Here is a 21395-nt window from a genome sequence, read left to right on the forward strand (position 1 = left end):
ATGAAGACGGATGGACACGCGTTCGATAACGCGAATTCTCGAAAAAAGCCGTTCTCAGTCGAACAGCCGGCGGAACACGTTCGTGTCGGCGAGGTCGATGAGCTCGTCGCCTCGGCCGTTCATGATGGTCCGCAGCGCGTACAGCGTGAACCCGGCGACCTGCTTCGCCGTGATCGCCGGCGGGATGCTGAGCTCCTGCCGCGCGGTCACCACATCCACCAGGGCGGGGCCGTCGTACGCGAACGCGTCCCGGAGGGCGCCTTCCAGATCGTCCGGCCGCTCGACCCGGCGGCCGTAGAACCCCACGGCCTCCGCGACCTTCGCGAAGTCGGGGTTCTCCAGCCCGGTGCCGAAGGTCACGAAACCGGCCGCCTTCATCTCCACTTCCACGAAGTTCAAGGATGAGTTGTTGAAGACGACGATCTTCACGGGGAGCTTGTTCTGCCGGAGGGTCAGCAGCTCGCCGAGCAGCATCGCGAGCCCGCCGTCGCCGGCGAGCGCAACCACCTGCCGCCCGGGGAACGCGGTCTGCGCCCCGATGGACTGCGGCAGCGCGTTGGCCATGCTGCCGTGGGTGAACGAGCCGATCAGGCGGCGCTTCCCGTTCATGCGCAGGTAACGGGCCGCCCAGACCACCGGCGAGCCGACGTCCGGGATGAACACCGCGTCGTCGGAGGCCAGCTCGCTCACCAGCCGAGCGACGTACTGCGGGTGGATGGGCGTGCGGTTGCGGTCGTTGTCGGCCAGGTCGTCGAGGCTCTTCCTGGCCTTCGCGTAGTGGGCCAGCGATGCGTCGAGGTGCTTGCGGTCGGTGCGGTCGTGGAGCAGCGGGAGCAGGGCCTCCACCGTGTCCTTGACGCTGCCGACCAGGCCGAGGTCGAGCGGGACGCGCCGCCCGAGGTTCTCGCCGCGGATGTCGACCTGGACGATCTTCGCCTTCGACGGATAGAACTGCTGGTACGGGAAGTCGGTGCCGAGCATGAGCAGCGCGTCGCACGACTCCATCGCGCGGTAGCCGGAGGAGAAGCCGAGGAGCCCGGTCATGCCGACGTCGTAGGGGTTGTCGTACTCGATGAACTCCTTGCCGCGCATGGCGTGCACGATCGGGGCCTTGAGAGCTCCCGCGATCTCCAGCAGCTGCGCGTGCGCACCCTCCGCACCCGCTCCGGCGAGGATGGTGACCCGCTTCGCGGAGTTCAGGATGTCGGCCGCAGCGGCCAGCTCCGGATCGGTCGGGCGCGTGACGCGCGGTGAGAACGCGATCGGCGCCGACTTCTTCCGGCCCGCACTGTCGGCCAGGAAGATCTCGCCCGGCACGACCACGACCGCGACGCCGCGGCGCTCGACCGCGGTGCGAATCGCGATCTCGAGGATGCGCGGCATCTGGTCGGCCTGGCTGACCAGCTCCGTGTAGACCGCGGCCTCGCGGAACAGTTCCTGCGGGTGCGTCTCCTGGAAGTAGCCGCTTCCGATCTCCGCGCCCGGGATCTGGGCGGCGATCGCGAGCACAGGGACGCGGCTGCGGTTGGCGTCGTACAGACCGTTGATGAGGTGCGTGTTCCCCGGGCCGCAGCTGCCCGCGCACACCGCGAGCTCGCCGGTCAGCGCGGCCTCGGCGGACGCCGCGAACGCCGCCGCCTCCTCGTGCCGCACGTGCTCCCAGCGGATGCCGCCGCCATTGCGGCGGAGCGCGTCGGTGAAGCCGTTCAGCGAGTCGCCGGGGATGCCGTACACACGGCTCACCCCGGCATCCTGGAGGATCTCGACGATGGTGTCGGCGACGGTGGGCATGCGGGACTCCTCGAGCTCGGTCTGCAGTGGTCCGAGCGCACGGAGCGCGCCCGGCACGCCCAACGCTACGCTGTGCGAGCAGATCATCCATCCCGCGCACGGGAACTGTGCGTTAACGTGAGGCCATCATGGTGAAGCAGGAGCGGGCGCACGTGACGCGCGGGACGATCGTGGCGGGTGCCGCAGCGGTGTTCGGTCGTCGGGGCTACGGCCTCGCCTCCATCGCCGACATCGCCGCGGAGTCGGGCGTCACGAAGGGCGCGCTGTACTTCCACTTCCCGTCGAAGGACGACCTGGCCCGCGCCGTCATCGCCGAGCAGCACGCGCGGACGATGACGATCGCTGCCCGCGTGGTCGACGAGGGGCGGCCGGGGCTCGAGACGATGGTGCTCCTCAGCGTCGCGCTCGCCCACCAGCTGCTGACCGACCCGGTGGTGTCCGCCGGCATCCGGCTGACCACCGACGTCTCGCTGTTCGACCCGCCGGTGACCGAGCCGTACGAGGACTGGCTGCACACCGCCGAGTCCCTGTTCCGGCGCGCGGCGGAGGAGGGCGACCTGCGGCCGGACATCGACACGACCATGCTGGCGAGCGTCGTCGTCCCGGCGTACACCGGCATCCAGCTGGTCTCGGAGACGCTGACGCACCGGGCCGACCTGCTGGCGCGGGTCCGGGATCTGTGGACGGTGCTGCTGCCCGGGATCGTGCCGGCGGCCGAGTTGGAGCGGCTGCGGACGCTGCCCGACCTCGTCCGCTGAGCCTGCGGCGCCCGCGCCGCTCGCGTTGCAGCCGACCCGGCCGCAGCGCCCCCAATCCGCTACGGCCGCGCCGGGAGACATCCCGAGTCTACCCCGAGAACCGGACGATCGGTATGGACTCTCAGGGTCCGGCCGCCGGGAACATCGGAGGCTGTCCCGTAGACTGGCGGCCGGGGAGCGCCGGCGACGGCGGGAGCAGCAGTGGGGAAGGTCGGGGATGGCGTCTCGGGGCAGCAAGCAGAAGAAGCGCGCGACGATGCGACTCGTCTACATCGACTTCTGGTCCGCCCTGAAGATCTCGTTCCTGGTGAGCATCATCGTCGCCGCGATCACGGTGGCCCTGGGGCTCGGCATGTGGTGGCTGCTCGACCGCTTCGGCGTGGTCGGCTCGGCGAGCGCCTTCCTGACGGACATCGCGGGCGACCAGGGCGCTGCGCTCGTCGCCGGGCTGACGTTCTCGAACGTCATGACCTTCACGCTCGTCGTCGCCCTGCTCGAGGTGATCGTGGTGTCCGCCCTCGGAGCGATCTTCGCGGCCCTCTACAACCTGGCCGTGCACGTCGTGGGCGGCTGGAAGGTCACCTTCGGGAGCGACTGAGCTCCAGTCCGCCGACGAGCAGCCCGGCGCCGAACGCGAAGGCGGCGGCCGGGTCGTCCTCGTCGAGCGGCGAGCTCTCGGCGTCGGCGAGCACCCCGAGGGAGTCGTACTGCAGCCGCTGCTGCTCGTGCGAGACGTGACCGAGCACGAAGTGCAGGAGGGCGGTCGCCGCGCGACGGGAGGTCTCCGCGTCGAAGCCGCCCTGCGCCACGGCGCGCTCGAGGCGATCGACGGTCTCGGATGAACCGAGCCCGAGCGCGAGCGTGCTCGACACGACCTCCGCTCCGTCGCGATAGGCGAGCAGCGCGTCCCGGAGGGCGGCCGCCTCGGCGCGCACGGCGTCCTGCCAACCCTCCGGCTCCACGGTCGCACGGCGGCGGGTGGCGACGATGCGATCGGCCAGCTCGGCGAGGAGGGTCTGCTTGTTCGGGAAGTGCCAGTACAGCGCGCTCGGCTGCACGTCGAGGGAGGCGGCCAGTCGCCGCATGGTGAGGTCGGGGAGGCCGAAGTCGTCCAGGATGCGGAGGGCCGCCTCCACCACGTCGTCGCGGGAGTGCCGTCGTCCGGTTTCGCTCGGTGCCATCCCGTCAGTATAGTGAACACCGTTCAGGTGAACACCGTTCAGGTAAGGACCCCGCGATGATCGCTTCCCCGCTCTCTCCCCGTCGACGTCTCGACGCCACCGACCTCGCCCGCGTCGCGGTCTTCGCCGCCCTCGTCGCCGTGCTGGGGCTCCCCGCCGGGATCAACGTGTTCGGCTCCGTCCCCATCACGGCGCAGACACTCGGAGTCATGCTCGCGGGCGCCATCCTCGGACCTTGGCTCGGCGCCCTGTCGATGACGGTGCTGCTCGCCCTGGTCGCGGTCGGCCTCCCCCTGCTCTCGGGCGGTCGCGGCGGGATCGGCGTCTTCGTCGGCCCGTCGGCGGGCTACCTGATCGGCTGGATCGTCGGGGCGGCCGTCATCGGGCTGATCGTGCACGCCGGTCGGCGCAAGCCGGTCTGGTGGCGCACGGTCGTCGGGATGCTCGTGGGCGGCATCCTCGTGGTCTACGCGTTCGGCGTCCCGGTGCAGAGCCTGGTGACCCGGCTGCCCCTCGACGCGACGGCGAAGCTCAGCCTCGTCTTCGTGCCGGGCGACCTGATCAAGGCCGCCATCGCGTCCGCCATCGTGATGACGCTCGTGCGGGCGTACCCGCGCGCGTTCCGCCGCACCTGGGAGACCCGGCCGCAGCCGGCCGAGACCCGCGACGCGGCACCGGTCGCGTGATCCGGCTCCTCGACGCGCGGGATCCCGCCCTCCTCGACCGGCTGCGCGCAGCCCGCACGGAGGGCGACGTGCCGCTCGTGCTCGACGAGCGGTCGCCCGCGGCGCAGCGCACCGCGATCGAGGAGTGGACCCGCACCGCGATGCTCCCGGCGGAGGCGGGGTGGGCGACCGCGACCTCCGGCAGCTCCGGCAGCCCCCGCGTCGTGCTCCGCACGGCCGCGTCGTGGTCCGCCTCGCATTCCGCCGTCGCCGCCCTGCTCGGTGCGGGCCCGGACGACGTGGTGGCACTGCCCGCCCCGGCATCGTCGTCGCTGACGCTGTACTCGCTCGCTCACGCCCTGGAGGGCGGCCCGCGCCCGGCCCTCGGGCCGATCGGGCCGGAGTCGACGCACCTGCACGGCACCCCGGAGGCGCTCCGGGGTGCGCTGGAGGCGCGGCCGCCGCGGCTGCGCTCCGCCCTGATCGGCGGCTCGCACCTCGACCCCGCGCTGCGGGCGCGGGCCGAGGCGGCCGGGATCCGGGTGGTCGCGTACTACGGCGCCGCCGAGCTCTCCTTCGTCGCGGCGGATGACGGCTCCGGCCTCTGCGCGTTCCCGGGCGTCGAGCTGCGCGTGGAGGACGGGGTGCTGTGGGTGCGCTCGCCGTTCGTCGCCCTCGGGTACGGCGGCTCGCGTCCCGGGCCGCTGCGCACCCGCGACGGCTGGTCGACGGTCGGCGACCGCGCAGAGCTCGTCGATGGCCGGCTCCGGCTGCTCGGGCGGGACGACGACGCCGTCCTCAGCGCCTCCGCGACGATCGTGCCGGAGGAGGTCGAGGCGGTGCTGCGCTCGGCGGAAGGCGTGCGCGACGCCGTCGTCTTCGGGGTCGAGCGCGGACCGGTCGGCGCTCTGGTCGGCGCCCTGATCGAGCCGACGGACGAGGATGGCGCTCCGACAGTCGCCGCCCTTCGCGGGGCGGCGGGCGAGCAGCTGGCACCGGCGCACCGGCCGCGCCTCTGGTTCGTCGGCCCGGTGCCGCGTACGACCTCCGGCAAGCCGGCCCGAGCCGAGGTCGCGCGGCGCGCCGCCGCGGGAGAGCTGGTGCGCCTTGGCTGAGTCGATCACACCGGTGATCGTGGCCGCCCGGCGGACCCCGATCGGCACGCGCGGCCGAGCGCTCGCCAGTCTGAGCGTCGGCGAGCTCGCCGGTCCCGTCATCCGGGCCGCGCTTGCCGATGCGGCGACCGCGACCGGCGCACCGGTCGCGGTCGCCGACGCCCTCCTCGGCAACTGCATGGGTCCCGGCGGCAATCCGGGCCGGATCGCGGCGCTCGCGGCCGGGCTCGACGCGACCACCCCCGGCGGCACCGTCGACCGGCAGTGCGGCAGCGGCCTCGCCGCCATCGTCGACGCAGCGACGGCCATCGCCGCGGGTGACCGCCGCGCGCGGGTGGCAGGCGGCGTCGAGAGCGCGTCGACCGCACCCGTTCGCTCCGTCGACGGCGTGGCCTACGACCGGGCGCCGTTCGCGCCCGACGGCTGGCCGGATCCCGACATGCCCCGCGCAGCCGAGGACCTCGCCGCTCTCGATGGCCTCACCCGGGATCGGCAGGATGCGCACGCGGCCCGCAGCCACGCCCGCGCGACGGCCGCGCAGGCTGCGGGGCGCTTCGACGCCGAGCTCGTCCCCGTGGGCGGTGCCGCCGCCGACGACGCGATCGGTGCGGCCGCCCCGCTGCTGCACCGGCTGCCGCCGCTCTTCCCGGGCGGCACGCTGACCGCGGGAACGGCGACGCGGATCGGCGACGGCGCCGCGGCCGTAATCCTGGTGCCCGGCGGCGCTCCCGGCCTCGCCCTGCGCGCCTCCGCCGTGGTCGGCTGCGACCCCGCGTTCCCCGGCGTCGGCGCCGGACCCGCCATCCATGCCGCGCTCGACCGGGCGGGAGCGACGACGGCCGATGTCGCGGCGTTCGAGCTCGTCGAGGCGTTCGCCGCCCAGAGCATCGCCGTGCTCGCCCGCCTCGGGCTCGACGACGACGACCCGCGCGTCTGCGCCGACGGCGGCGCGCTCGCGCTCGGCCACCCGTGGGGCGCCAGCGGCGCGGTCGCGGTGGTGCGGCTGTTCAGCCGGCTCGTCCGCGCGGGCGCGGCACCGGGCACCCTAGGCGTGGCGGCCGCCTCGGTCGGGGGCGGGATGGGCGTCGCCGCGGTCTTCGAGGTGGTGTCGTGAACGGCGGCCCGGCGATCGCGCTCGACGACGTCCGGGTGCGGCTCGGCGAGGTGGATGCGCTCCTCGGCGTCACGCTCGCCCTGGACGCCCGGACCGTCGCCGTCATCGGCGAGAACGGCTCCGGCAAGTCCACCTTCGCCCGGCTGCTCGCCGGACTCCTCGCCCCGGCGGCGGGACACCTCCGCGTGCTGGGGCTCGACCCGGTGCGCCAGGCGGCGGAGCTGCGGCGCCGGGTCGCGGTCGTGTTCAGCAACCCCGACGCGCAGATCGTCATGCCGACCGTCGCCGAGGATGTGGCCTTCTCGCTCCGGCCGCAGCGGCTGCCGCGCGACGAGCAGCGACGGCGGGTGGACGCGGCCCTCGACCGTTTCGGCCTCACGGCCCTGCGCGACCGCTCGTCGCACGACCTCTCGGGCGGCCAGAAGCAGCTGCTCGCCCTGGCCGGGGCGTTCGTGCGCGAGCCCGACCTGGTGGTGGCCGACGAGCCGACCGCCTACCTGGACGCCCGCAACGCCGGCCGCGTCGCCGCGCACCTGCTCGACGAGGGCGACCACCGGCTGGTGCTCGTCACGCACGACCTCGCCCTGGCCGAGCGGTGCGACACCGCCGTGCTGTTCGCCGCCGGCCGGGTGGAGGCCGTCGGCCGTCCGGCCGACATCGTCGCCGAGTACGAGCGGGTGCTCTCGTGCTGAGCCTCTACCGGCCGGGCGACGGCCTCCTGCACCGGATGCCGGCCGGCCCGAAGCTGCTCCTCGTCCTCGCCGCGGTGCTCGCGGTCTCGATGCTGCCCTCGCAGTGGTGGGGCGCCACCGTCGCGGGCGGAGCCGTTGTTGTCGCCTACGCGGTCGCCGGGCTGCACGACGGCCTGCTCGGGATGCGGGAGCTCGCCCGGCAGGTCGTCGCCCTCCGCTGGCTCGTCGTGGTGACGCTCGCCGCCCAGCTGCTCTTCCTCGGCCCCGAGCCCGCGGTGGCGAACACCGCGCGCGTGACCGCGGCCGTGCTGCTGGCCGGGCTGCTGGTGCTGACCACGCGCGTGACGGAGCTGCTCGACGCCGTCGAGCGCGGGCTGCGGCCATTCGAGCGGCTGGGCCTCGACTCCGAGCGTGCCGCGGTGCTGCTCACCGTCACCCTGACGACCGTTCCCGTCGTCGCGCGCCTCGCCGGGGACGTGCGGGAGGCGCAGCGGGCGCGCGGCGGACGGCCGGGGCTGCGCTTCTTCGCCGTGCCCTTCCTGATCTTGTCGCTGAAGCACGCCGACCAGCTCGGCGAGGCCCTGGCCGCACGGGGAGTGCGATGACCGGGCGGCCGCGCGTGCTCGGACCGGTCGTCGACGACGAGACCCGGTGCATCCACTACCGGACGCCGCTCGACGTCGTCGCCCTGAAGTTCGCCTGCTGCGGCGAGTACTACCCGTGCCACCTCTGCCACGCCGAGACGGCCGGCCACCCGGCCCGGCAGTGGCCGCTGTCGGACCGCGACGAGTACGCGGTGCTCTGCGGCGTCTGCGGGAACGAGCTGACCATCGCGGAGTACCTGGAGACCGACTCGTGCCCGAGCTGCGCTGCGGCGTTCAACCCCGGCTGCAGTCTCCACGCGCACCTGTACTTCGAGGTCTGACCCGAAGGCCGAGAACGCGGAAACGCCGGGCGCGCCATCAGCGCGCCCGGCGTCCGCCGCGTTCCGGTTAGAACCAGCCGAAGATGCGGTCCAGCAGGTCGAGCAGCCAGTCGAGCACCGGGATGCCGGTGTGCGGCTTGTCCGCCTTCACCTTCAGCGTCGTCCAGCCGATCACGTCGCCCGTCGCGCTCTGCACCGACAGCTTGTGCTGGCCGTTGCCGGCGTCCTTCGGGAGCGTGAGCTTCAGGACGCCGTCCGCCGGCACCTGCACCCAGCCGCCGCCGACGTTCTGCGCCGGCGAGTACAGCCAGACGGAGACCCACTCGCCCGCGTGCGCGGCGCCCACGGTGACGCGGATCGCCTCACCCGGCTTGTAGGTGTCCTTGTCGACGGTCACCTTGTCCTCGAGCGCCTTCTTGAGCGCCGACTCCTTGGCGGCCTTGGGGTCGGTGCCCGGCTTCGGGTTCGACGGGGCGTCGGCCACGGCGAGCGGGACGCGGACGACCGTTCCCGAGTCCGGCGCGGTCAGCACCAGCGTGCTGGCGCCTGCCGCATCCGCCGGGACCGCGAAGGTCACCGTCGCGTTGCCCGCGGCGTCCACCGGGGCGGAGCCGAGAGCGGCCGAGCCGTTCCAGGTGAGGTCCAGCTTCGTGTTGGCCGGGCTGCCGAGCGAGGTCAGGTTCAGCTTGGACACCTGGAGGGTGACCTGCTGGCCGCGCTGCAGCGTGCCGGACGGCACCCCGCTGACGCCGACGCCGAGCTTCGCGAAGCTGGGCGAGAGCGGGCTGTTCTTCTGGATGTAGGAGATCCAGGCGTCCCGGTCGATCAGTCCGGAGTCCTTGGTGTCCTTTCCTGCCGCGAAGGCTCGGAAGTTGTCACCGCCCTGGAGCAGGAAGGAGAACGACCCGATGCGGTACGACTTCGCCGGGTCGATCGGCTTCCCGTCCACGATGATGCTCGTGATGCGGTCGCCCTCGGCGCGGCTGGCGTCGTAGGTGTACGAGACGTTCTTCGACAGCCCCAGGTTGAGGAACGGCCGGCTCGGCACGGTGCCGTCGGCGTTGCGCTGCCACTGCTGCTCGAGCGCCTGCTTGAACTGGGCCCCGGTGAGGGTCGTCGTCCACAGGTTGTTCACGAACGGCAGCACCGCGTTGGCCTGGGCGTAGGTGACGCTGCCGTCGGTGCCGTAGAGCAGCTCCGCGCGGAGGCCGCCCGGGTTGACCACGCCGATCTCGGCGCCGCCGAGTTCCGCCGGCGACAGGGTCGACACCAGCGAATCGGCGACGAGGTTGCCGAGGGTGGACTCGCTCATCCGGTCGTCACGCGCACCGTTCAGGTAGGCGGTGGTGATGTCCTTCGTCACCGAGCCGACCTTCTGGTTGCCGATCACCGCCGCGTCGGCGAGCGCCTTGTCGACGATCGTCTTGACCGCCGCGACCCGCGGGTACGCGGAGACGAGGGCGGCGTCGGCGTCCGTCGTGCGGGCGACGTTCCGGGCGGTGTAGGCGGTGACCGCGTCCGACTCCGGGTCGACCGTCAGCGTGATCTGGCCGATGTTCTCGCCGTAGCTGCCGGTCTGGAGGATCGGGCGGGTCTTGCCCGCGACGCCCGGGACCGGGGCATCCCACGCGTACTGCTTGTGCGTGTGGCCGGTGAAGATCGCCGAGACCTTCGCGCTCGTCTTGGTGACGATGTCGGCGAACGCTCCGCCCACCGCGACCTCCTGGTCGAGCGTCGCACCCTCGGGCGTGCCGAAGCCGGCGCCCTCGTGGTACTCGGCCACGATCACGTCCGCCTCGCCGTTGGACGTGTCGCCGTCGGTGAGCTGGCCGGCGACACGGTTGACCGCATCCACCGGGTCGCCGAAGTCGACCGTGGAGACGCCGCCGGGCGAGACCAGGGTCGGGGTCTCCTCGGTGACCGCGCCGATGACGCCGACCGTCAGGCCGTCGACCTGGAAGGTCGCGTACTCGGGCAGGGCCGGGTCCTTCGTGCCCTTCTTGTAGACGTTCGCGCCGAGGTAGGAGAACGTCGCCGCGTCCTTCACACGTCCGGTGAGGTCGGCGTAACCCTTGTCGAACTCGTGGTTGCCGACCGCGCTCGTCTTGAGGTCGAGGGCGTTCAGCACGTCGAGCGTCGGGATGTCGCCGGCCGAGGCCGAGGCGAACAGGGAGGCGCCGATGTTGTCGCCCGCGGAGAGGAAGAGCGAGTTGCCCTCGCCCGCCTCCGCGCGGAGCTTCTCGATCGTGCCCGCGAACTTCACGGTGTTGGCGTCGATCCGGCCGTGGAAGTCGTTGATGTTCATCAGGTTGAGCGTCACCGGCTTCGGCAGGAGCCCGAGGCCCACCACGATCGGGTCGTGATCGGAGGACCGGTACGGTCCCGGCTCGTAGAGGTTGGTGACGTTGTAGTTGTAGCGGCTGTACTCCAGCGCCACCGACTCGCCCGAGTTGATGTTCCAGACGTCCGCGCCGATGATCGTGCTGTTCAGGGCGGGCGAGGCGAGCACGTGGTCGAGGGACCCGACCGTGCCGCCGAAGGAGTACGTGGCCTTCGGCGTGCGGGTGCTGACCTGGTCGACGTAGCCGGCGTCGGTCAGGACCTTGATCGGGTCCTCCTTCAGGTACGCGTTGAAGTCGCCGATGAGGAGCACCTTGTCGGTCTTCAGCGCCGCCTTGCGCTCGTCGGCGAAGGCCACGAGGGCCTGCGCCTGCTTGACGCGCGAGGCGTTCGAAGCGCCCTGGCCGTCGCCCTGGTCCGCGTCGGCGCCCGAACCGGAGCCCTTCGACTTGAAGTGGTTCACGATCGCGAGGAACGCGGTGGAGTCCTTCGCGCCGACCTTCTTGAAGGCCTGCGCGAGCGGCTGGCGGGCGTTGGAGAAGGCCGGGTCGTCGAGGATCTTGGACGCGCCGACCGGCTCGGCGGTCGCCTTCTTGTAGATGAACGCGGTGCGGATGACGTCCTCGGTCGCCGGCAGGGCCGACGGGGACTTCACGTAGCCCCAGACCTCTCCGCCTGCGGCCGCATTGAGCGCCGCCACGAGGGTGCTGAGGGCGGAGTCGCGGTCCTCGCCGAAGCGGGCCGAGTTCTCGATCTCCTCCAGCGAGACGACGTCGGCCGTGAGGCCGTTGATGGCCGAGACGATCTTGTCCTGCTGGCGCTTCAGGTTCTCCGCGTTCGCGGCGCCGCGGGCGTCGCATCCGCTGTTGACCGTGATGGGGTTGCCGTCGCGGTCGGTGTAGAACGTGCAGCCGGTCAGCTGGTCACCGGTGGTGGTGAAGTAGTTGAGCACGTTGAAGGTCGCCAGGCGCAGGTCGCCTCCGACGTTCTCCGGGGCCGCCGCGCGGGTGTTGGTGAACGCCACCGGCTGGACCGCGTCCGCGTTCGCCGGGGTCAGCTCGCCGGTCGGCTGGAACTTCCACGTGTTGTTGCGGTAGTCGAGGATGACCGGCTTGGTGAACGCGACCGGGGCGCCGACGCGCACCGGGTTCGTGACCGACAGGTACGGAAGCGGCTTCGACTTGTTCGCGTTGCTGAGGAAGTTGGTCGACGCACCGTCGTCGAGCGTGACCGCCCGCGCCGCGTTGTCGGCGACGACCGCGGTGTACTCCGCGGTGCCCGGGCGTGCGGCCTCGGTCGGCTGCACGAGCGGCTTCTCGCCCGCCGCGAGCCCGATCTCACCGTACTGGTTCGCCGAGTAGACATCGGTGACGGTGAACGCGCCCTGCGGGGCGACGAGCATGCCCTCTAGGCTCTCGCGCTGCGCCGCCGTCGCCGGCAGGCCGACAGTCGCCGGCACCGGTGCGGTGACGGTCGAGGCGTCGAGCTTGGTCACGCCGGTCGCGGTGATCTCGGTGAGCCCGTTGAACTCGCTGACCGCTCCGGTGACCTTCACGTAGTCGCCCGCGGCGACCTGTCCCGCGAAGGACGAGCCGAAGACGAAGACGGCGTCCGACGCGGTGTGCGTCGCGAGGTCGACCGCGCCGCCGGTGCCCGGGGTCTGGATGTAGAAGCCGTTGAAGCCGCCGGTCGCGTACTGCGCGGTCACGACGCCGGCCGTGGTCACCGTGGTGCCCGCCTTCGGGCTGGTGTCGCCGGTGCCCTGGATCTCGGCGATCGGGGTCGTGGTGCCGTCGCCCGGGGTTCCGGGGTCGCCGGTGCCGGGGTCGCCCGTTCCCGGGTCGCCGGGCGCCGATGCCGCGTTCTGCGGGGTGATCGTCGCGCTCAGGGTGAAGTCGGCACTGTTGTCGTCGGTGTCCTTCGCGTTCGTGCGCACCAGCGACTTCACATCGGTGTTGCCGGTGGGCGCTGTCGCCTTCACGGTCTCGAACGTGTTGGAGGTGCCGTAGCCGAGGAGGTCGGCGACGCTCGCGTTCCCGGTCACCGAACCCGTCGGCAGGGCGAGCGCGGAGGCCGTCTTGGCCAGGATGAGCGTGCCCGTCGTCCCGCTCGGGTTCAGGGCGTTGCTCGCCACGTCCGGCGTCGGCAGGGCCTGGCCGTTCGAGCCGTTGGAGCCGCCGCCGACCAGGTAGTAGCCCTTCGCGCCGATCGAGCCGGTCAGCGGGACGACGCCGGTCGAGGCGGCCGTGCCGGTCGCCGGGCGGTACTGGAGGCTCCAGCCGGCCAGGCTGACCGCGCTGTCGCCCGGGTTGTAGAGCTCTACGAACTTGTTCGTGAAGGCCGCCCCGGCGCTGCCGCCGGAGAGGTAGGCCTCGTTGATGACGACACCGCTGCCGTCCGTGCTGGCGAGCGCGGGGGTCGCGACGAGCGCACCGGCTGCGAGGCCGGCTCCCGCGATGGCGGCGGCCGCGGCGCGCGCCAGCCTGCCGAATCTGGTTGACATTGTTCTCCTCGGTCGGTGAGGTGCGTGGGATGAGTCCGCGGCCAACGTAGAGAATCCGTCGAACGGGACTGTTTCTCGTGTGTGAACGTACAGAAAACTCGTTCGGGGGTAGACCGCTCATTTGAGCACCGCACGGGGGCTCCCGCCGATGCGCCATGATGAGAGGCATGCGGATCGACGAGATCGCCCACTTCCGGGCCCTGGCCGCGGAGGGTCATCCCGCCCTTGCCGCCGAGACCCTCGGCGTCTCCCAGTCGACCCTCACGCGCTCGCTGGCCCGGTTGGAGCAGGAGATGGGGGTCGAGCTGTTCGACCGTCGCCGCGGGCACCTGGAACTGAACCAGTACGGCGAGATCCTGCTCGCCCACGCCGTCAGAGCCGAGTCGGAGCTGGAGAACGCCCGCGCCCGCATCGCGGCCCTGCGCGACCCGTCCGGCGGGACCGTGTCCATCGGCTACGTGTCGTCGTTCGGCGGCTGGCTCATCCCGCGCGTGATCAGCGAGTACCGCGCACTGTTCCCGGACATCCGGTTCGTGCTGAGCGGCGGCACGGCCGACACCGTGCTCGACGCGCTGCGCGACGGCGCCTCCGACGTGGCGTTCCTCAGCCCCGACCCGCGCGACCCCGAGATCGAGTGGCTGCCGCTCACCGCCGAGCGGCTGGTGCTCGGCGTTCCCGCGGGGCATCCGCTCGCCGAGCGGGACGCCGTGAGCGTGCCCGACCTCGACCCCTACGATCTGGTGGCCCTGCGCACCGGGTCCGGCCTCCGGCACATCGCGGACGCCTACTTCGCCGCCCACGGGGTCGTCATGGATCCGGTGATCGAGGTGAGCGAGCTGTCCACGCTGCGAGGGCTGGTGCGGGACGCGGTCGGTGTCGCCCTCATCCCGGACACCCCCGCCGAGCCCGGGATCGTGGCCGTGCCGCTGCGCGACGAGGCCACCCGCATCATCGGTCTCGCCCGCAACCGCACCCGGTCGCAGTCGGCCGCGGCGGAGCAGTTCGCCCGCTTCGTGCACGAGGAGCTCGACTCACTCGGCTGAGCCCCGTCGAGGGGACGCAATCGCGCCGGGCCACCGCCAATGGAGGACACGCCACGTCACGAAAGACGCACAGGTCGCTCCCATGCGATTGACTGTGCCCGCTCCACCTCACCGACCATGTGGCTTGGAAAGGACTCCTCGTGACGTCTCCGCAGTATCAGCCCGCCCCGCCCGCACAGGGCGGCACCGGCGAGACCCCGCTCTGGGCCCCGCTCTACGGCGCCTCGCTCCCCCAGGCGTTCCAGCGGTTCTTCAAGAAGTACGCGGACTTCAGCGGCCGCGCCAGCCGCAGCGAGTACTGGTGGTGGTACCTCGTCAGCTTCCTGGTCACGCTCGCCCTGGAACTGCTGGCCCTCGCGCTCGGCGGCCGGGGCACCTTCGTCAACGCCGACGGGGCGTCGACACCCGGCCCGTTGTTCTGGGTGCCGAGTCTGCTCATCCTCGTCTGGACATTCGGGACGCTGGTGCCGTATCTCTCGCTCACCTGGCGCCGCCTGCACGACGCCAACCTGCCGGGGCCTCTGTTCTTCCTCGGCTTCATCCCGTTCGTCCTGCTCATCCTCACGCTGCTGCCCTCCAAGCCCGAGGGCGCGCGCTTCGACCGTCCGCGCGCCTAGCGCGGACCGGGCCGGCGCCTCAGCAGGAGTCGGCCCACAGCCGGCGCGGCCGCTCGGGGTCGGTGTCGTCCAGCAGGACGGACGCGACCTCGCGCGGCGCGCCGAGCGGGTCCTTCTGGCCGGTCGTCACGAACGACCAGTCGGGGCTCCGCTCCGGGTCGTGCTCGACCCATAACGAGAAGTTCCAGAAGCCGCGGAAGTCCGGCCCGAGCAGGCCCGGCCCGTCGACGACGAGCACCGCGTCGCGCGATCGGAACGGCGCGATCACGTCCGTGCGGAAGCCGTCGGCGCCGGTCTCCGGCCGGAGCGTCGCCCGCTCCGCCTCCTGATCCGCGTCGCGCAGCGCCGCCGCGAACCCGTCCGCGATCCGGCCCGCATCGGCGGCCGGCACCCCGGTGACCGCGACGAACCGGGGGCCGTGCGTGTAGTGCTGCAGGAACTCCCGGGCCACCTCCGCGAAGAACTCCCGCGTCCCGGTGCCCACTTCGCCCGTCTCGCTCATCGCGCTCCCTCCGTCGGCGTCCGACATCCGGAACGCTACGCGCCCGCCGCCCATTCCGGCACCGCGCGCCGGCGATCAGTCGTTGCGGTCGAGCCGCCCGATGGACTTCCCCGACGAGTCGTACATCGTCATGATGTTGCCGTCGACCGTGCCCTTCTCGGCCTTCGACATCCACGTGTTCACGTCGCTGCACTGCTTCTGGGTCATCGCCGCCGTGCCCAGTTCGATGGTGTTGCCGGAGATCGTGCCCTTCCCGGTCATCGTGTTGCAGCCGTCCGACCCGCTGTACGAGCCGTCGGAGTTGACGATCAGGTTCGGCTGCCCCGGGTCGGTGCTGCCCCACTTGCCCGAGACGTCCGTGCCCCCCTGCGGGCTGGTGCACGCCGTGAGGAGGAGGGCGGCGAAGAGGGCCGTCACGCCGGCCGTGCGCATCCTGTTCATGGCCCCGGAGGGTACGCGTGGCGTGGATGATGTGGCTAGACACGACCGACGTCCGCCCTGAGTGTTCCCTGCGACCCCTGCCCATGCGGTCAGATCGCGATATATCGTGTCAGCACCGACTGTCGCCGTGTGGGGAGGAGCAGCGCATGAACATCGCACCGGAGGAACCGTTGCGGCCGCCGGAGGCCGTGCCGGAGCTGCCGGAGGACCAGGCCGTCGGCATGGTCGCCGTGTCGCCCGAGCGCGAGGCCGAACTGGAGACGCGGGCGCGCGACTTCATCCGCGAGCTCGCCGCCGCCGAGCCGGGCAGCGATGCGTTCACCCGCAAGATCGTCGGCTTCTCGCACCTCGGCGACACCGAGATGCGAGCGTCGAGCGACGCCTCCCGCCAGCTGCTCGACCGGCCCGCCGCGTCGCTCGCCGCCGCCCGCGGCAAGCAGATCAAGACGGACCCGCAGTACGGCGTCATCCGGACGCTGCAAGAGCTGCGGGCGACCGTCAGCGACTTCGACCCGCAGCACCTCACCGGCCGCAACCGGATGCTCGCGCGGATGCCCGGCGGCCGCCGCCTGCGCGCCTACGTGCAGCGCTTCGAGTCGGCGCAGAAGCAGCTCGACGGCATCGTCGCCGCGCTCGACCACGGCGAGGAGTGGCTGCGCCGCGACAACGTCGAGATCGAGAAGGAGCGCGCGGCCCTCTGGAAGACGACAGAGCGGCTCAACGAGTACGTCGTGCTGGCCGCCGCGCTCGACCGCGCCACGGTCGAGGCCGCCGCGGACCTGCGCATGACCGACCCCGACCGCGCGACGCTGCTGGAGAAGGAGGCGCTGTTCCCCATCCGCCAGCGCCGCCAGGACCTGACCACCCAGATCGCCGTCTCCGTGCAGGCCTACCTCGCGCTCGACGTGATCAAGAAGAACAACGTCGAACTCATCAAGGGCGTCGACCGGGCCAAGACGACGACCGTCTCCGCGCTGCGCACCGCGGTCGTGGTCGCGCAGGCACTGGAGAACCAGCGCCTGGTCATCGACCAGCTGTCCGCGCTGCACCAGAGCACGAACGCGCTCATCGGCCGCACCGGCGAGGTGCTGCGCACCCAGACCGAGCAGGTGCAGAAGGAGCAGACCTCGTCGGCCGTCGACGTGGAGGTGCTGCAGCGCGCCTTCGACGACGTCTTCGCGACGATGGACTGCATCGACACCTACCGGAACGAGGCGATCGGCAGCATGGAGCGGACGGTGGATGCGCTCGACCAGCAGATCGCGCGCTCGCGGCAGTACCTGCGCCGGTCGCGGCCGACGACGGAACGGAGGCCGTGATGCCCATGGAGCGGCTGTTCCGGATGAGCTTCGCGAGCATCCATCCCCTCTACGTGGCGAAGGTGGAGCGCAAGGGCCGCAGCGCCGACGACGTCGACACCGTCATCTGCTGGCTGACCGGCTACGACCGGGACGGGCTGCGCGCCGCGATCGACGACGGCCGCGACCTCGAGACCTTCTTCGCCGAGGCGCCGCGGATGAACCCGGACGCGTCGCTGATCACCGGCGTCATCTGCGGGGTGCGCGTGGAGGAGATCGAGGACCCGCTCACGCAGCGCATCCGCTACATGGACAAGCTCGTGGACGAGGTGGCCCGCGGCAAGAAGATGTCGTCGATCCTCCGCGGCGCGAACGCGGGCGCCGCCCTGGCCGACGGCGCCACCGGCCGCTAGCCTCGCAGCAGGCGGCCGCCCCGGGCCGCGGATCGGAGGACATCGTGGACGACCTTCGCGGTTCGGCGAACGAACGCCTCGCCCGCCTCGACTCGGTGGTGGCCGGCGGCGAGACGTCGGAGGAGTGGCTGATCCGCCAGCTCCGCGCGGCCCTGCTGGAGCTCTCGGAACTGGAGCCGGTGGTCGACGCGGAGCAGGACCGGCGCGAGGACTACTGAGGGCGGACCTGCACGATCGTCTTCCCGCCCTTGGACGCGCCGCCGGAGAAGGCCGCCGGCGCATCGTCCAGAGAGACGACGTCCCCGACGAACGTGCGCAGACGACCGTCACGCACCCGGCCGACCAGGTCGGCGAGCTGCGCCCTGTCGGGCTCGACGACGAAGAACACGCTCCGCACCCCGGGCCGCTCGGTCGCGGGCGGCGCTGCGATGCTGACCAGCGTCCCGCCCTCCCGCACGACCGCCGCGCATCGGGCGCCGAGGTCGCCGCCGAGCACGTCGAACACCAGGTCCACCGGCCCGCACTCCTCGAGGTCCCCGTCGTCGAGGTGCACGAACGCGTGGACCCCTGCGTCGTGCGCCCTCGCACGATGGGTCTCGCGCCCGGCACCGATCACGAAGGCTCCCGCCTCGCGCGCGAGCTGCGCCACGATCGACCCGACCCCGCCCGCGACTCCGGTGACCAGCACCGTCTGACCCGGCTCGATGCGACCGTGCACGAACAGGCCCTGCCAGGCGGTGAGGCCGGAGATCGGGAGGCTGGCGCCCGTCACGAAGTCCACGTCCGCGGGCAGCGGCGCGAGGTTGCGCGCCTCCACCGCGACGTACTCGGCCAGCGTTCCGTCGCGCGTCCAGTCGGCGAGTCCGAACACGCGCTGGCCGAGGGTCAGGCCCGTCGTGCCGTAGCCGAGACCGGTGACCACGCCGGCGAGCTCGTGTCCCGGGATGGTGGGCGCCCGATCCCGTCCGGCACGGTCCGTCCACGTGGCCGGCCAGTCGAGCTCGCCCGGCGTGAATCCGGCGGCGTGCACCTGCACGATCACGTCGTTCTCGGAGGCGTGCGGCTCGGGACGGTCGGTGAGCCGCACGCCGGAGGTGCCTGCGGCGCGGTCGGTCACGGTGACGGCTTTCATGACTGCTCCCTCGCGGTGGATGCTGCTGATCTGACAGCAGCAGCATCGGCGACGGGAGGGGGTGGCGGCAAGCCGCGCGTGCCTCGAAGCCCTGGAGCCAGCCGAGCCGTCCGAACGGCGGGCCCGCTGGCGCACCCCATCGGGTCGGCGTGAAGACCATCATGGATCCTCCAAGGGCCGGGCAATGCGGGCAGGCGCCCACGCCACCCATCGCGTGCACGAAGGCGGGGATCCGTGACGCTATCTCATACGCGGAGTACGACCGGAAATCCGGCTTGATCGAGTCAAGACGATCGCGGGCCGAAGTTGCGCTACGTTGCATGTGAATGGTCGTAGTAGGTCCCGTTCCGCCCATTCGCGGGATCCAACTGCGCCAGACCAGGAGCGGCCGGTGCGAGTAGCCTCGGCCGGCTCGAACCATCAACCTGAGCGCGATTTAGGTCGTCAGCGCGCTTGCGATTAGCCAGGCGCCTACCATCATCGCGCCTACGCCCGGAAAAATGAGGACTCCGGGCTTCGATTTCCCGTAGTAGCTGGGCAAGAGGTTGCCGTACCTTGGCTCACCGTTCTTCTGGATCCAGTCAGCGACTCGCTGACGGTATGCAAGCAACGCTCCTCCGGCAACGACTGCGGCAACGCCCGAGCATAAGAACACGATGGACTCGATGTTCATGACTTCTTCCCATTGCTCACTTGAAAAGCATGACCTGACCGGAACAGCCTAGGCCACCCCCGAGAGATAGGCCGACCTCAGAGGATTCACGACCCTTCCAGTCTCGCGAGTATGTGCCGTACACACCGAGAACATCGGTCCCAACACAGCCCACTGAGGCGCCAGGTCCATGAACCTCACCGGAGGAGATTCCGATCTGGAGCTGAGCACTGAGACCCGTGCCTGGTCCGACACCTACACCGCCCGTACCCGCGGTTCCGCAAGCCACGATCAAACACCCTCCTACGCTGACGCTGCCATGCTTGCCGAGCCATGCGACCCCCTGAAGGAAGTCGCGTCCTTCGGGGTTATCAGTGAATTTGCCCCACCAGCCGACGAACGCGATATGCACTTTGTCGCCGTAAGCGATGTTGCGGCTGCTAAGGCCTTTCCCGGTGACCCAGTGGGACTTCTGAATGGTGATGCTTCCTCGTTGGGGAGTGGTTCCTCCGTCATTGAGCCTCATGCTGTAGTTGCCGGTGAGGTCGTTGTTATTGATGGAGTCGTTGGGGTAGTTGTAAGCGCAGGTATTGCCGCCCGAAACAGGATCGACGGACAGGAAGCGCCCAAGCAACGCAACGTATTGCCGTGCACCCATCTCGATCGTGGCAACGGACCCTTCGTGCTCGTAGAGCTTCTGGTTGGAGCCCTCCCACCCGTATGTCGCGTTCTGCGGTGTGTTCGCCGGCACGGCGTCGTCCGCGCTGGTGGTCCCGATCAGCCCGGTGGCCGGGTCGATCGGGTTGCCGAACGGGTCGTACTGCGCCAGCGGACCACTGCGAGTACCTGTTCCACCGGTCTTCACGACCACATCCCCATGGATGTTCGGGTACGACCACACCCAACTCCCGCCCGCCTGCTGGATCGAGACGATCACACCGCCTGGCAGGGCCATGGTGTGCTCCAGGACGGCGCCGGTGCCATCGAGCGTCCAGTCGGGGCTGTCGCCCCCGTCGTTGAAGCCGTACCGCACGGTCGTCGCGGTCCCGCCCGCCGGCGTGACCGTGCGGGCGACGATGCGGCTGGTCACATCGCGAATGTAGGAGACGGTCGTTCCGGCGGTCGTGGTGCTGGTGTGCCGGTCCGACTGGTCGTACTGGATGGTCTGGTCCGCGAGCAGGGTGGTGTTCCCGCGCGGGTCGTAGACCAGGTTCGGTGCCGCACCCGTCGTGCTGAGGTTGGTGGACTGGATCGCGTCGCTGCCGGCCGGGGCGCCGCTGTTCGTGGTTCCGGTGAGGCGGTCGGCGAGCGAACGCCTCGCCCACCTCGGTGGTGGCCGGCGGCGAGAGGTCGAAGGAGTGGCTCATCCGCCAGCTGCGTGCCGCCCTGCTGGAGCTCTAGGAACTGGAGCCGATGGTCGACGCCGAGCGGGATCAGCGCGCAGAGAGTCTCTGCGCACCGTCACACGTGCTCGGCCCCCGGTGCGGCGAACCGCCGCACCGTTCCCTGCTCCTCGAAGCCGAGCCGGCGGTAAAGGCCCGCGCCGTCCGGCGACGCCGTGAGCACGGCGCGACGTGCGCCCGCCGCCCGACCGGCCTCCACCGCCGCTGCCGTGAGGGCCGAGCCGATGCCACGACCCCGGTGCGACGGCTCGGTCACGACATGCTCGACCGCCACCGCGTCCCCTGCGAGAACGGCCGCCGAACAGCCGACCGCCCTGCCGTCGAGGACCGCGACGAGGTGATGGACGCGACGTCCATCACCGAGACCGGCGGTGGCGAGCGCGGACACGACCGCGGGGTCCGGCGCCGCGCCGCTCCACACGCGCACCCACGTCCTCAGCCCCGTATCGTCGTCGACCTCGTGCAGTGTGATCCCGGGCGGCGCGGCCGGCCCCGCGGGCGTACTGGCGATCTCCAGCACCATGAGAGGTTCCTCCTCCACGAAGCGGAAGCCGCGGCGCACCAGTTGGCCCTCCACGTCGTGACGGTCGTCGCCGGGCCACGAATGCCACAGGGCGGGGCGACCGGCCATCGCGGCGAGACCGTCGTCGACGCGCTCCGGAGAGGCGAGCAGGACACCGCCGAGCTCCTCGTGCGGCGCGCCGGTGTGGAACCACGTCAAATCGTCGTCCGTGCCGGTCTCACGGCCGCGCACCAGGTGGGTGGCGATGAACAGGTCACGGGCGGATGGGACGCTCATCCCTCCACCGT

The 21395-nt window shown here is 71.4% G+C and carries 21 protein-coding genes; 13 read left to right on the plus strand and 8 right to left on the minus strand.

From position 1 onward, the window contains the following. Window positions 1-54: 54 nt before the first annotated feature. Window positions 55-1791, minus strand: a complete 1737-nt coding sequence (gene poxB, locus HNO83_RS15795) for a ubiquinone-dependent pyruvate dehydrogenase (protein WP_175338484.1) — start codon at window positions 1789-1791, stop codon at window positions 55-57. A 128-nt stretch (window positions 1792-1919) separates the two neighbouring features. Here poxB and HNO83_RS15800 point away from each other — a divergent pair, with 128 nt between their 5' ends. Continuing rightward, entirely contained in the window at window positions 1920-2549 is a 630-nt protein-coding gene (locus tag HNO83_RS15800) for a ScbR family autoregulator-binding transcription factor (protein ID WP_175338485.1), read from the plus strand. Between the two features lie 217 nt (window positions 2550-2766). Further along, window positions 2767-3147: a DUF3566 domain-containing protein gene (locus HNO83_RS15805; protein WP_175338486.1), complete on the plus strand. Its 381-nt coding sequence runs from the start codon at window positions 2767-2769 to the stop codon at window positions 3145-3147. On the opposite strand, the gene HNO83_RS15810 is transcribed toward HNO83_RS15805, so the two are convergent. Further along, window positions 3128-3730, minus strand: a complete 603-nt coding sequence (locus HNO83_RS15810; RefSeq protein ID WP_175338487.1) for a TetR/AcrR family transcriptional regulator C-terminal domain-containing protein — start codon at window positions 3728-3730, stop codon at window positions 3128-3130. The two genes, HNO83_RS15805 and HNO83_RS15810, sit on opposite strands and share 20 nt — an antisense overlap. A gap of 56 nt (window positions 3731-3786) precedes the next feature. On the opposite strand from HNO83_RS15810, the gene HNO83_RS15815 reads away from it, so the two are divergent. Genes HNO83_RS15815 through HNO83_RS15840 form a run of 6 tightly spaced genes read left to right on the plus strand, consistent with a single transcriptional unit; the run spans window position 3787 to window position 8241 of the window. Further along, on the plus strand, window positions 3787-4416 hold the full coding sequence (locus HNO83_RS15815) for a biotin transporter BioY (protein WP_175338488.1): 630 nt from the start codon (window positions 3787-3789) through the stop codon (window positions 4414-4416). Then, on the plus strand, window positions 4413-5510 hold the full coding sequence (locus HNO83_RS15820; RefSeq protein ID WP_349627246.1) for an AMP-binding protein: 1098 nt from the start codon (window positions 4413-4415) through the stop codon (window positions 5508-5510). The genes HNO83_RS15815 and HNO83_RS15820 overlap by 4 nt, the downstream gene beginning before the upstream one ends. Further along, the gene (locus HNO83_RS15825) at window positions 5503-6624 is read left to right on the plus strand and encodes a thiolase family protein (RefSeq protein ID WP_249776778.1); all 1122 of its coding nucleotides are present in this window, start codon (window positions 5503-5505) and stop codon (window positions 6622-6624) included. The genes HNO83_RS15820 and HNO83_RS15825 overlap by 8 nt, the downstream gene beginning before the upstream one ends. Beyond that, entirely contained in the window at window positions 6621-7316 is a 696-nt protein-coding gene (locus HNO83_RS15830) for an energy-coupling factor ABC transporter ATP-binding protein (protein ID WP_175338490.1), read from the plus strand. The genes HNO83_RS15825 and HNO83_RS15830 overlap by 4 nt, the downstream gene beginning before the upstream one ends. After that, window positions 7310-7921 carry a CbiQ family ECF transporter T component gene (locus HNO83_RS15835; protein ID WP_175338491.1) on the plus strand — a complete coding sequence of 204 codons (612 nt, stop codon included), beginning with the start codon at window positions 7310-7312 and terminating at the stop codon, window positions 7919-7921. Before HNO83_RS15830 ends, HNO83_RS15835 begins: the two co-directional genes overlap by 7 nt. Continuing rightward, the gene (locus tag HNO83_RS15840; RefSeq protein ID WP_175338492.1) at window positions 7918-8241 is read left to right on the plus strand and encodes a CHY zinc finger protein; all 324 of its coding nucleotides are present in this window, start codon (window positions 7918-7920) and stop codon (window positions 8239-8241) included. The genes HNO83_RS15835 and HNO83_RS15840 overlap by 4 nt, the downstream gene beginning before the upstream one ends. 67 nt (window positions 8242-8308) lie before the next feature. Here the strand turns inward: HNO83_RS15840 and HNO83_RS15845 are convergent, their stop codons facing one another. Further along, window positions 8309-13084, minus strand: a complete 4776-nt coding sequence (locus HNO83_RS15845) for an ExeM/NucH family extracellular endonuclease (RefSeq protein ID WP_175338493.1) — start codon at window positions 13082-13084, stop codon at window positions 8309-8311. Between the two features lie 167 nt (window positions 13085-13251). Between HNO83_RS15845 and HNO83_RS15850 the strand changes: the two genes are divergently transcribed. Both HNO83_RS15850 and HNO83_RS15855 read left to right on the plus strand, forming a co-directional pair. Next, a complete protein-coding gene (locus tag HNO83_RS15850; RefSeq protein ID WP_175338494.1) occupies window positions 13252-14127 on the plus strand; it encodes a LysR family transcriptional regulator in 876 nt (291 codons plus the stop codon). Between the two features lie 140 nt (window positions 14128-14267). After that, complete coding sequence (locus HNO83_RS15855) at window positions 14268-14744, plus strand: DUF805 domain-containing protein (RefSeq protein ID WP_175338495.1); 477 nt, start codon at window positions 14268-14270, stop codon at window positions 14742-14744. Between the two features lie 19 nt (window positions 14745-14763). On the opposite strand, the gene HNO83_RS15860 is transcribed toward HNO83_RS15855, so the two are convergent. Together HNO83_RS15860 and HNO83_RS15865 are read right to left on the minus strand one after the other, a co-directional pair. Beyond that, the gene (locus HNO83_RS15860; RefSeq protein WP_249776779.1) at window positions 14764-15273 is read right to left on the minus strand and encodes a nucleoside/nucleotide kinase family protein; all 510 of its coding nucleotides are present in this window, start codon (window positions 15271-15273) and stop codon (window positions 14764-14766) included. A 48-nt stretch (window positions 15274-15321) separates the two neighbouring features. Then, a complete protein-coding gene (locus HNO83_RS15865; RefSeq protein WP_175338496.1) occupies window positions 15322-15687 on the minus strand; it encodes an META domain-containing protein in 366 nt (121 codons plus the stop codon). 146 nt (window positions 15688-15833) lie between these two features. Between HNO83_RS15865 and HNO83_RS15870 the strand changes: the two genes are divergently transcribed. The 3 genes from HNO83_RS15870 to HNO83_RS15880 are packed head-to-tail and all read left to right on the plus strand — an operon-like array spanning window position 15834 to window position 17616. After that, on the plus strand, window positions 15834-17006 hold the full coding sequence (locus HNO83_RS15870; RefSeq protein ID WP_175338497.1) for a toxic anion resistance protein: 1173 nt from the start codon (window positions 15834-15836) through the stop codon (window positions 17004-17006). Further along, on the plus strand, window positions 17006-17398 hold the full coding sequence (locus HNO83_RS15875; protein WP_175338498.1) for a DUF2200 domain-containing protein: 393 nt from the start codon (window positions 17006-17008) through the stop codon (window positions 17396-17398). Before HNO83_RS15870 ends, HNO83_RS15875 begins: the two co-directional genes overlap by 1 nt. 44 nt (window positions 17399-17442) lie before the next feature. Further along, on the plus strand, window positions 17443-17616 hold the full coding sequence (locus HNO83_RS15880; protein WP_175338499.1) for a hypothetical protein: 174 nt from the start codon (window positions 17443-17445) through the stop codon (window positions 17614-17616). On the opposite strand, the gene HNO83_RS15885 is transcribed toward HNO83_RS15880, so the two are convergent. From HNO83_RS15885 to HNO83_RS15895, 3 genes are all read right to left on the minus strand, one after another. Next, window positions 17610-18530, minus strand: a complete 921-nt coding sequence (locus HNO83_RS15885; RefSeq protein ID WP_175338500.1) for an NADP-dependent oxidoreductase — start codon at window positions 18528-18530, stop codon at window positions 17610-17612. The two genes, HNO83_RS15880 and HNO83_RS15885, sit on opposite strands and share 7 nt — an antisense overlap. 689 nt (window positions 18531-19219) lie before the next feature. Next, window positions 19220-20272 (minus strand): RHS repeat-associated core domain-containing protein, encoded by a 1053-nt coding sequence (locus HNO83_RS15890; RefSeq protein ID WP_175338501.1) that lies wholly within the window; start codon window positions 20270-20272, stop codon window positions 19220-19222. Window positions 20273-20643: 371 nt separating this feature from the next. After that, window positions 20644-21384, minus strand: coding sequence for a GNAT family N-acetyltransferase (locus HNO83_RS15895; RefSeq protein WP_217499138.1), 741 nt, complete (start codon window positions 21382-21384; stop codon window positions 20644-20646). Window positions 21385-21395: the final 11 nt, after the last annotated feature.

The sequence above is a fragment of the Leifsonia sp. C5G2 genome, from assembly GCF_013359685.1.
Taxonomy (GTDB): Bacteria; Actinomycetota; Actinomycetes; order Actinomycetales; family Microbacteriaceae; genus Leifsonia.